The sequence below is a fragment of the uncultured Senegalimassilia sp. genome (assembly GCF_934632265.1).
In the GTDB taxonomy this organism is placed as follows: Bacteria; Actinomycetota; Coriobacteriia; order Coriobacteriales; family Eggerthellaceae; genus Senegalimassilia.
The window spans coordinates 1-10,021 of sequence record NZ_CAKTYH010000073.1 but is presented as its reverse complement, the minus strand read 5'-3'; the positions used below and the strand labels follow the sequence as shown (position 1 = coordinate 10,021).

The 10,021-nt window shown below is 63.7% G+C and carries 9 protein-coding genes and 1 pseudogene; 4 read left to right on the top strand and 6 right to left on the bottom strand.

Features of this window, described 5'->3' with window-relative positions; all coding sequences use genetic code 11:
• The first annotated feature begins 453 nt into the window (after positions 1-453).
• Positions 454-1,818, top strand: a complete 1,365-nt coding sequence (locus Q0H50_RS06395) for a PFL family protein (RefSeq protein WP_294420644.1) — start codon at positions 454-456, stop codon at positions 1,816-1,818.
• Between the two features lie 298 nt (positions 1,819-2,116).
• On the opposite strand, the gene ettA is transcribed toward Q0H50_RS06395, so the two are convergent.
• Positions 2,117-3,796: an energy-dependent translational throttle protein EttA gene (gene ettA, locus Q0H50_RS06390; RefSeq protein ID WP_294420643.1), complete on the bottom strand. Its 1,680-nt coding sequence runs from the start codon at positions 3,794-3,796 to the stop codon at positions 2,117-2,119.
• Positions 3,797-4,069: 273 nt separating this feature from the next.
• Between ettA and Q0H50_RS06385 the strand changes: the two genes are divergently transcribed.
• Together Q0H50_RS06385 and Q0H50_RS06380 are read left to right on the top strand one after the other, a co-directional pair.
• The gene (locus Q0H50_RS06385; protein ID WP_294420640.1) at positions 4,070-4,378 is read left to right on the top strand and encodes a hypothetical protein; all 309 of its coding nucleotides are present in this window, start codon (positions 4,070-4,072) and stop codon (positions 4,376-4,378) included.
• Positions 4,371-4,736, top strand: coding sequence for a PIN domain-containing protein (locus Q0H50_RS06380; protein WP_294420638.1), 366 nt, complete (start codon positions 4,371-4,373; stop codon positions 4,734-4,736). The genes Q0H50_RS06385 and Q0H50_RS06380 overlap by 8 nt, the downstream gene beginning before the upstream one ends.
• Positions 4,737-4,769: 33 nt before the next feature.
• On the opposite strand, the gene Q0H50_RS06375 is transcribed toward Q0H50_RS06380, so the two are convergent.
• The 3 genes from Q0H50_RS06375 to Q0H50_RS06365 form a co-directional block, all read right to left on the bottom strand.
• A complete protein-coding gene (locus Q0H50_RS06375; RefSeq protein ID WP_294420636.1) occupies positions 4,770-5,780 on the bottom strand; it encodes an SDR family oxidoreductase in 1,011 nt (336 codons plus the stop codon).
• Between the two features lie 81 nt (positions 5,781-5,861).
• On the bottom strand, positions 5,862-6,986 hold the full coding sequence (locus Q0H50_RS06370) for a DUF1648 domain-containing protein (RefSeq protein WP_294420633.1): 1,125 nt from the start codon (positions 6,984-6,986) through the stop codon (positions 5,862-5,864).
• A 12-nt stretch (positions 6,987-6,998) separates the two neighbouring features.
• Positions 6,999-7,382 carry a GntR family transcriptional regulator gene (locus Q0H50_RS06365; RefSeq protein ID WP_294420631.1) on the bottom strand — a complete coding sequence of 128 codons (384 nt, stop codon included), beginning with the start codon at positions 7,380-7,382 and terminating at the stop codon, positions 6,999-7,001.
• A gap of 399 nt (positions 7,383-7,781) precedes the next feature.
• Here Q0H50_RS06365 and Q0H50_RS06360 point away from each other — a divergent pair, with 399 nt between their 5' ends.
• A complete protein-coding gene (locus Q0H50_RS06360; RefSeq protein WP_294420629.1) occupies positions 7,782-8,396 on the top strand; it encodes a pyridoxamine 5'-phosphate oxidase family protein in 615 nt (204 codons plus the stop codon).
• Between the two features lie 71 nt (positions 8,397-8,467).
• On the opposite strand, the gene Q0H50_RS06355 is transcribed toward Q0H50_RS06360, so the two are convergent.
• Both Q0H50_RS06355 and Q0H50_RS06350 read right to left on the bottom strand, forming a co-directional pair.
• On the bottom strand, positions 8,468-9,019 hold the full coding sequence (locus Q0H50_RS06355; RefSeq protein ID WP_294420628.1) for a low molecular weight protein-tyrosine-phosphatase: 552 nt from the start codon (positions 9,017-9,019) through the stop codon (positions 8,468-8,470).
• A 265-nt stretch (positions 9,020-9,284) separates the two neighbouring features.
• Positions 9,285-10,021 (bottom strand): annotated as a pseudogene (locus tag Q0H50_RS06350) (glutamate synthase subunit beta); the annotation flags it as partial.

Below are 10,021 nucleotides of genomic sequence, written 5' to 3'. Positions count from 1 at the left end.
CGAAGGCGCATATGAATCAACAACAGCGAGGCTTCCTATCTTGCTGCCATCTCGATGGGCATATCGTCTGTTCACCCACCCCCTGTTCACCACACTTGCCCCAATCCCACCAGCCCAACCCGAATCCACGCCGGCAAATGCCATCCCAGCCGCCCATCTCGCCCCCCATGCAAGCCTAATTGCGATACGTCTGCGTTTAAATGGGGCCTTGGCGAGTAGCTAGCTTATGCCCGCCAGAAAGCCCCAGGTCACAGGCTCGGCAAATTATGCTTACTCGGGACACCCGGATTCAAACGCAGACGTATCGCACTTTGCGCTGTCACTCGCGCGGATAAGACCGCAAATGGCGCCGCCGAGCGTCAATCATTCGTGGAACCGTTGGGCGCGGCGCCCGGCGACGGCCGCAATTTGCTATCCTGTTGCAAAAGCATCGCCCGTTAAAAGGACAGCATCATGCAAATCACCCCGGAAGAAATCGCCGAAACGCTTGCCATGGTCAGCAAGCAGCACCTGGACATCCGCACCATCACGTTGGGTCTGAACCTGCGCTCCTGCACGGATTCGGACATCAACACCATGGCGCGCAAGGTGTACGACAAGATGACGAAGGCCGCCGAGCAGCTGGTGCCCACCGCCGAGCAGCTCGAGCGCGAGTTCGGCATCCCGATCGTGAACAAGCGCATCTCCGTCACGCCCATCGCCGAGATCTGCGCCGCCGTGCCCGACACCGACCTGTCGCGCATCGCCGTGGCCATGGACAAGGCCGGCGCCGAGGTGGGCGTCGACTTCGTGGGCGGCTTCTCCGCGCTCGTGCACAAGGGCGCGTCGGCTGCCGACAACAAGCTGATGGACTCCATCCCCAACGCGCTGGCCGCCACCGAGCGCGTGTGCTCGAGCGTCAACGTCGGCTCCACGCGCGCCGGCATCAACATGGACGCCGCGCTGAAGATGGCCGGCATCGTCAAGCAGTGCGCCGAGCTGACCGCCGACCGCGACTGCATCGCCGCCGGCAAGCTGGTGGTGTTCTGCAACGCCGTCGAGGACAACCCCTTCATGGCCGGCGCCTTCCACGGCTCGGGCGAGGCCGACGCCGTGGTCAATGTGGGCGTTTCCGGCCCGGGTGTGGTGCGCCAGGTGCTGGCGAACATGCCCAAGGACGCCGACATGACCGAGGTCGCCGAGGCCATCAAGGCAACCGCGTTCAAGATCACCCGCGCCGGCGAGCTGATGGCCCGCGAGGCCAGCCGCCGCATGGGCGTGGCCAAGGGCATCCTTGACCTGTCGCTGGCCCCCACCCCGGCCGAGGGCGACTCCGTGGCCGAGATCCTGGAAGCCATCGGCGTGGGCCAGTGCGGCGGCCCGGGCACCACGGCCGCGCTCGCCATGCTCAACGACGCCGTGAAGAAGGGCGGCGTCATGGCCAGCTCCAGCGTCGGCGGCCTGTCCGGCGCGTTCATCCCCGTGTCCGAGGACGCCGGTATGATCCGCGCCGCCGAGTCCGGCGCGCTGTGCCTGGAGAAGCTCGAGGCCATGACCTGCGTGTGCAGCGTGGGCCTGGACATGATCGCCATCCCCGGCGACACGCCGGTCGAGGCCATCTTCGGCATCATCGCCGACGAGTGCGCCATCGGCATGATCAACAACAAGACCACCGCCGTGCGCGTCATCCCCGCCATCGGCAAGAAGGTCGGCGACAAGCTGGACTTCGGCGGCCTGCTCGGCTACGCGCCGGTCATGCCCGTGAACACCCACGCCGGCACCGTGTTCGCCCACCGCGGCGGCCGCATGCCCGCCCCCATCAACTCGCTGAAGAACTAGCGAACAAGGCAACACCACCCGAATGCAAGCGGGGATTCCGAACACTCGGAATCCCCGCTTTTCTTTTGCCGCAGAGACGAGATGACCCTCACGCCCCTCCAAGCGCGAATAACGATCCGGAATAAGCAAAGCTCGGGATACTAGCCGAGTCTCCACCGAGAAAAACCAGGGCTGTCGAGCACGCCTCGCTACCGTACCTTCCACGCATTCACGGCGAACGATTCCTTGCCGCAACGCAAAAACGGCTCCCGTGGCCTCAAGGCCGCGGGAGCCGTTCGTTTGCGTTTGGGCGCTTGATTTAGTCCCTGGTCAGCTTGCGGTGCAGGCGGTGGGGCTTTGCGGCCTCCTCGCCCAGGCGCTCGATGCGGTTCTTCTGGTAGCTCTCGAAGTTGCCCTCGAACCAGTGCCAGTTGCCCGGGTTCTCATCGGTGCCCTCCCACGCCAGGATGTGCGTGGCCACGCGGTCGAGGAACATACGGTCATGGCTGGTCACCACGGCGCAACCCGGGAAGCGCAGCAGCGCCTCCTCCAGGCTGGACAGCGTCTCAACGTCCAAGTCGTTGGTGGGCTCGTCGAGCAGCAGCAGGTTACCGCCCTGCTTGAGCGTCAGCGCCAGGTTCAAGCGGTTGCGCTCGCCGCCGGAGAGCACGCCCGCAGGCTTCTGCTGGTCGGAGCCCTTGAAGCCGAAGCTGGCCACGTATGCGCGGCTGGGCACCTCGGTTTCGCAGACCATCATGTAGTCCAGGCCGCCGGAGACGACTTCCCACACGTTCTTGTCGCCGTCGATGCCCGCACGGCCCTGATCGACGTAGGACACCTTCACGGTCTCGCCGAGCTTCAGGCTGCCGGAGGTGGGCTGCTCGATGCCCATGATCATCTTGAACAGGGTGGATTTGCCCACGCCGTTGGGGCCGATCACGCCGACGATGCCGTTACGCGGCAGCACGAAGGACAGGTCGTCCATGAGCACACGGTCGCCGAACTGCTTGTGCAGGTGCTCGACCTTGAGGACCTCGGCGCCCAGGCGCGGGCCGGCCGGGATTTGGATCTCGGTGAAGTCGAGCTTCTTGGACTGCGCGGCCTCGGCGGCCATCTGGTCGTAACGCTCCAGACGGGCGCGGCTCTTCGCCTGACGCGCCTTCGGGGAGCTGCGGACCCACTCGAGCTCGCTGGCCAGGCGCTTCTGCAGCTTCTCATCGCGCTGCTTCTGACCCGCCATACGCGCGGCCTTGGTCTCCAGGTACGTGGAGTAGTTGCCCTTGTACGGGTACAGGCTGCCGCGGTCGACCTCGCAGATCCACTCGGCGACGTTGTCCAGGAAGTAGCGGTCGTGCGTGACGGCCAGCACGGCGCCGGGATACTTGTGCAGGAACTTCTCCAGCCACAGCACGGACTCGGCGTCCAGGTGGTTGGTGGGCTCGTCGAGAAGCAGCAGGTCAGGTGCCTCGAGCAGCAGGCGGCACAGGGCCACACGACGACGCTCGCCGCCGGAGAGCACGTTCACCGGCATGTCGGGGTCGGGGCACTGCAGCGCGTCCATGGCCTGGGACAGCTGGCTGTCCAGATCCCAACCGTTGGCCGCGTCGATGGCGTCCTGCAGCTTGCCCATCTCCTCCATGAGCGCGTCGAAGTCGGCGTCGGGCTCGCCCATGAGCGTGCCGATCTCGTTGAAGCGGGCGATGTTGGCCTTCACGTCGGCGAACGCCATCTCGATGTTCTCCAGGACGGTCTTGTCCTCATCCAGCGGCGGCTCCTGCTGTAGGATGCCCACCGAATAGCCGGGGGTCAGGCGCGCATCGCCGTTGCTGACCTCCTCGATGCCGGCCATGATCTTGAGCAGCGTGGACTTGCCCATGCCGTTCGGGCCCACCACGCCGATCTTCGCGCCGGGGTAGAACGACAGGGTGACATCGTCGAGGATGACCTTGTCGCCGTGCGCCTTGCGCGCCTTGTACATTTGGTAGATGAACTCTGCCATGCGTGTCGCCTTTCTTGTCGAGCAGGTGGACGCTTAGCAAGTCCGACCGCTCCATGCTATGCTGCGGGCGCGCATCAAGCCCGAGAGGATAACCGAGGCGGGCGTGATTGCGCTATGGATGGTTAAGCCCGGTGCCGCCGGGCTTTTTCGTTTTCGCCCATTGGCGTTCCCTCCTATTCTATCAGAGCCATCCTTCAACAACCTAACTTGCAGCGTGCCTTCCTTAAGTTGTATACTACTATGTAATACGATGTATTGCAAAAGGAGCTTGCTATGCCCATGGATGCCGTCTTGCAAGTGCGAATGGATGAAGAAACGAAACAGCGCGCAGAGGTGCTGTTCAAATCTCGCGGATCATCTCCGGCGGAAGCCGTTAGGCGCTTTCTGGCGAAAAGCATTCAACTTAATAGCGCCACGCTGCTTGACGACATGGCCGAGTCTTCCGCCCGACCCGCTCAGCCGAAGCCAAGCGCGGCAACGTTGCATGGCGCAGGGTACCTTGCTCGATATGCTGACCCCGAAAAGCGTGCACAAGAAGCAAACGCATGGGCTGCCGCCGCTACGGAGAAGCACCATGGCTAGCACCATCGACGCAAATGTCGCCTTGCGCTACTTGCTTTGGGACAACGAAGTGCAGGCGAAGCAAGCCAAGCAATGGATCATCGAAGGCGCTTGCATGTACATGGAAGCTGTTGCCGAAGTGGTGTATGTGTTGCAAGGCGTATACAAGCTCTCGCGGGCAGAGATCGATACCGCTGTTGAAAACCTGCTTGATGACGTGTTTGTCTACGACGAGGAGATCATGCGCGCCGCCTTACGAATGTACGCGATGAGCTCGCTCGATTTCGTGGATTGCACGCTAGTGGCGCGCAACGTCTTACAGCAGGAACCCGTCCGCACCTTTGATAAGCAGCTCGCAAAGAATCTACGCGACTGTTAACGCAGCGCCCGCAACCACGACGGTGCCGAAACGCTACCTTTTCGGTTTTTGCAGGGCGGACGCCGCGACGGCTGCCCAGGCGCGCGGAACGAAGCGGCTGCCGAACACGATGAACTTCGCCAGCACGCCTGGGCAGCACAGCAAACGATTGCAGCCCAGCGCACGGATGGCTGCGCGGGCCACGCGCGGTGCGCTGATGGTCATGCGCGCCAGCGCCGTGCCGCCCGCGTCGGCGTTGTCCCAAAACGGCGTGCGAACAGGCCCGGGGCACAGCGCGGTCACGTGCACGCCGTGCGGGCGCAGCTCCATATGCAGCGCGCTTGAGAATGATTGCACGAACGCCTTCGAGGCGTAGTACGTGGACATGTACGGCCCGGGAACGAACCCGGCAACGCTGGCCACGTTGAGGATGCCGCCGTGCCCGCGCGCCGCCATGCCGGGCGCGAACGCGTGGCAAAGCTCCATGAGCGCCATGTCGTTGGTTTGCACGAGCGCGCGCTGGCGCTCCAAGCTGCTTTCCGCGAAGGGGGCGTCGTAGCCGAAGCCGGCGTTGTTCACGAGCGTCTCCACCTGCAGGTTCGCCGCCTGCACCTGCGACGCCAACGCATCGACGGCGCCCGGCTGCGCGAAGTCGGCAACGAAAACGTGCGTGTCGACGTCGAAGCGCTCGACCAGGTCCTTCGCCAGCTCCTCGAGCTTGCCCCGATCGCGCCCCACCAGGGCCAACGTGCCGCATTCGCGGGCCAGCTGCGCGCACAGCTCGCGACCGATGCCGCCCGTCGCGCCCGTGACCAGCGCGCAAAGCGCAGGCGGCTGCTGCGAAGAGGGCGCATCCGCGCAACCGTCAAGCGGCTCAGGATGCGCATGGAGGCCGCGCAGCCCAGCGGACGAACCAGCCGATGACGCCGCCTGCGATACGGCAGCACCGCGACCGGATTGCAGGATGTTCGCCACCGGCGCCGCACCTCCCGCCTGGACCGCACCGCCGACGCCTGCCCCGTTTTGGGAGCCCTCTACGTTCTCAGGCAGCACCATGTTCGCCATCTCCTTCGCCTTATCCTTCGCCTCTCGACACCGGCCGACGGGAAACCAGCCCCGAAGGGGCTCCTATCCGCGGCATCGCGATCAATCGACCATCGCCACGCACAGCACCACGAACAGAGCGGTCGCAACGACAAAGCCCGCCATCACAGCCCATACAGCCGGACGCGCCCAGTTCACCGTCCAGCCGAAGCCGGAACGCTGCGGCAAAAACAGGCTGGCATCGCCGGGGTTGTAATAGAACAGGCCCAGCTTCCAGTATGCATCATCGTCGGCCAAAAGCGTGGCAGACCGCTGCATGCGGAACACCCGCGAACCGGACTGGCCGTACACCACATTGAGGATGACGCTGCCCGCCGCTATCAGCATCGCAACCACAATGATGGCGGCCACCGCCCCCGTTATCGGCAGCGCGCCGATCATGGAAAGCTCGATGAGAAGCCCGCAAACCGCCGTGATCGCCAGCCCGCCTACCAGCAGAAACACTGTTTGCGCATGAGCGAACATCCCGTACGCCCAAGCAGAGCTCGCCGGATTACCCGGTTCGGTTCCCTTTTTCGAGCGCAGCACCGTCCAATGGGAGAACACGAAGCAGCCGACCAAAAACAACTCGAGCGCAATGGGAAACGCGGCGACCGCCGGGCTTTTCGACGCGACATCGGTAACGGCACCCGACAGGTCGACATGCATGGGAATCTGGGCGGGCATGACCGGATAGCCCGCGATGGCAACGACGATGGTCAGCAGAATCACCGGCGCGTACAGCCAATTCCATGCTAGCGAGATCGCCTTCGGCGCATCCTCGGCGCCCTCCCCAATCACCGCGACGCGCTGCTGAGCGCTAGCCTGCCAGCCGCGTTCGCGTTTAAGCGCCTGAACGCGGCGGCGATAGCGAACGATAAGCCCGTAACCCAGCGCAAGCGGGGCAAGCGAACCGGCAACGACGAGCACCATCACCGCCTTCATGTTCCCCATCAGGCAAAAGACGATTGCCGCCAAGGTAAGGATCGCCGTAAACGCCGCGACGGTCGCGACGAAGCGATGTTTCAGGGAGCGAATGCTCGGATCGTCTTGCGCGGCCTCGGGCACCGAAACGGAGAAAGCTTGCCCGCTTGGCTGCAAAAGCGGTGTTATCGCCATCATCGCCCCGACAAGCGGGATGGTGGCGATCAATGCGAACATAACAAGCTGCATATCGGCGGATTCCATATCATGACCTCCCTATTCCTTTTCGCAGAACACTTCATCTAACTGGGCTTTTACCTGCTGTTCGAACACTTCGCGCGTGCCCCCGGAAGCCTTGAAGGCCAACGCGAGTTGATGGATATCCCGGGACAGCCGCTCCTTTGCCGCCGCCGTGCCCGCGGCCGCTGCCGGCTGCGCCACGAACGCGCCTTTGCGGCCCTTCATTTCCACATAGCCCTCATCGCGCAGCAACGCGTACGCCTTGTTGACGGTGTGCAGGTTGATGCCCAGGTCGGAGGCCAGGTTGCGCACGCTCGGCAGTGCATCGCCTGGCGAAAGCTCCTCTTGCGCTATACCGCGAACGATTTCGTTACGAAGCTGCTGATACAACGGCACATCGAGCGTTTGATCTATTCGCACGAACACGAGTTGCTCCCTTCACTAGCCTTTGCCGCAGGCCACCGCCGTTGGCCGTCCCTTCATCTTCTGCCCGGCTTTTGCCTTTCGCTTTTCAGCTGGCCTTCTCCACGACCTTTACCCGTGCGCTATTCCTGCCCTCTGTTCTGTCTTTTGCGGTTCTCAGACCCTGGCCCACCCCTTCCCAAGTTTTCCCTTGCGCTTTTCTTGCTATTCGCCGTTAGGTCCCTTGGAACTCTGTTATAGCTGCATTATAACAGTTACCTCGCTTCTGTTCTATACCAAGTAGAACAGAAGCGAGGTAACTCGTGTGATGTTGGCGCAGCAGCGGATTACGGCAACCGAACACAGCGGCACGCCGTACCATAAGGGCAACGAAAACGCACGGACCCAGGAGCATTCATGGATTTGCAGAATATCCCCGCCATCTACCCCGAGGGCGCGGCGGCGCAGCCGCAGGCCGCGCACATGCAGCAAGCCGCTGCCGCAGCGCAAGCCGCCATGCCCGTTTCGTATCGCCCCATGCGGCAAGCGGGCCGCCAGCTTCGCAGCACCACGCAGCTGCATGCAGTGGTCGAGGCTTGCCAGACGGTGCGCATCGCCTGCGTTGACGAGGAAGGCCCGTTCATCGTGCCCATGAGCTTCGGCTACGACTGGGCCGACCCCGAGGAGATCGACGCCGACGCGCCGTGCCTGGCGTTGTGGGTTCATTCGGCCGGAGTCGGCCGCAAGGTGGACGCCTTCAACCGGGAACCGCGCGTGGCGATCGAGATGGACGTACAGGAAGGCGTGATCGCGGGCACATACGCCTGCGCGTATTCGTACGCATACCGTTCCATCATGGGCACGGGCACCATCCATCGCATCCAGGGGATCGAAGCGAAGCGCTACGGCCTCACGCGCATCATGCAGCACCTGGCGCCCGAAGCCTCGACCGACTTCACCGACCAGGCGCTCGCCCGCGCGAACATCTACTGCATCGACATCGACCGCTTCACCGGCAAACAGCGAGCATAGCGAGCGATTTCACAGGAACGAAAGCGGGGCCGCTGGCATATTTGCCGGCGGCCCCGTTTAACGAGCGTATGTTATTGCGCTTGGCACCAGGTCAGGAGGCCTTTGCAGCCTGCCAGCACATCGCGATAGGTATCGTCGAAGTTGCCGGTGAACCAGGGGTCAGCCACGTCGGCGGCATTCGCGCCGGCTTGCGCGATCGCGCGGGCGTCCTGCGCGTCGGGCAAGATCTTCCCGTCCTCGCCCACCAGTCCCGCACCCGCAGCAAAGGCGAGCAGGCGCACGCACTTCGTCTCCGGATCGCTTCCGAAGATGCGGCTCAGGTGGCGCTCGTTCTCGTCATCCATGTACACGAACAGGTCCCACTCGTCGTACTCGTCGGCACGGACCTTGCGAGCGCGATGCGGCAGCACCGGCACGCCCACCTGCTTGAGCTTGTCGACCGTGCCATGATGCGGCGGATGCCCGATCTCGTCATTGGTGGTGGCGGCGGAATCGACGAACAGGACATCGGCCAACCCTGCCTTGTTCACCAGGTCCTGCATCACGAACTGGGCCATGGTCGACCTGCAGATGTTGCCGTGGCAGATGAAGAGGATGCGTGAGGTGGCTTGACGACGTGACATGCGACTCCGATTCGATTGTGATTAGCAGTAGCTGAATATGCTATTGCACGAATCAGAGAAGCGCAATAATGCATCCGATATTCGGCTAACTTTGCCACAGCTTAGGCATTGAGCGGAGAAGGCCCCTCGTCCTCAGCGAGAACGAAGGGCCTTTCAAAACGAGGTTGGCTCGAAAGCGAATCGGCTCGACGCGCTCGTTGCCGCCGAAAACCCATGCAAAACGAAATCGATCCATCGCGCTAGACGAGGAAACCGCAGGCAGCCCCTACAACCCCAGGTCGCTTGCAACTTCGGCGGCGCACTTGAGGGCGTCGGCCATGGCGTTGACCACCAGGCTGCTGCCCGTGCGGGCATCGCCGGCAACGTACACGGCCGCATCGTCCTTGCCCGTAGCAGCGCGCAGAGCGCGATGCGAATCTCCCGCCGCCATCACCGGAAGCGGGCGGCCCTGCGTTGCCAACGACACGCCGAACGCGTCGAACACGCCGCTCTCCGGACCCGCGAAACCGCAGGCCACCAGCACCAGCTGCGCATCGACCTCGCGCTCCGATCCCGCCACGGGCTCGGGCTTGCCGGCCGACCAATCGAACGAGCGCACCTGCAGCCCGTGTACATGCCCAGCACCATCGAGCAACACCTTCTGCGTGTCGGCACACCATTCGCGCAGGTCATCGCCCTGCAGCGCGATAGCTTCCTCCTGGCCGTAGTCGGTCTTGGCGACGTTGGGCCATTCGGGCCACAGGTTCGACGCAGCGCGTTCCTTCGGCGCACGCGGCCCGTATTCCAGCTGGCGAACCGTGCGCGCGCCTTGGCGCACCGCGGTGCCCATGCAGTCGTTGCCGGTGTCGCCGCCGCCGATGACCACCACGTCCTTGCCCTCGGCGCTGATGGCGGGCTTGCGGCCCTCGAGCAACGCGCGCGTCTGCTCGGTCAGGTAATCCACCGCGTACACCACATCTCCCGCGGCAATGCCGGCGTCGAAGCCTTCCGCTCCCACGCCGC

Coding starts and splice junctions, on each gene's coding strand:
- Q0H50_RS06370 (WP_294420633.1), bottom strand. CDS start 6,986: ATGGAATCCGCCGATATGCAGCTTGTTATGTTCGCATTGATCGCCACC.
- Q0H50_RS06360 (WP_294420629.1), top strand. CDS start 7,782: ATGGATTTGCAGAATATCCCCGCCATCTACCCCGAGGGCGCGGCGGCG.
- Q0H50_RS06395 (WP_294420644.1), top strand. CDS start 454: ATGCAAATCACCCCGGAAGAAATCGCCGAAACGCTTGCCATGGTCAGC.
- Q0H50_RS06355 (WP_294420628.1), bottom strand. CDS start 9,019: ATGTCACGTCGTCAAGCCACCTCACGCATCCTCTTCATCTGCCACGGC.
- ettA (WP_294420643.1), bottom strand. CDS start 3,796: ATGGCAGAGTTCATCTACCAAATGTACAAGGCGCGCAAGGCGCACGGC.
- Q0H50_RS06380 (WP_294420638.1), top strand. CDS start 4,371: ATGGCTAGCACCATCGACGCAAATGTCGCCTTGCGCTACTTGCTTTGG.
- Q0H50_RS06375 (WP_294420636.1), bottom strand. CDS start 5,780: ATGGCGAACATGGTGCTGCCTGAGAACGTAGAGGGCTCCCAAAACGGG.
- Q0H50_RS06385 (WP_294420640.1), top strand. CDS start 4,070: ATGCCCATGGATGCCGTCTTGCAAGTGCGAATGGATGAAGAAACGAAA.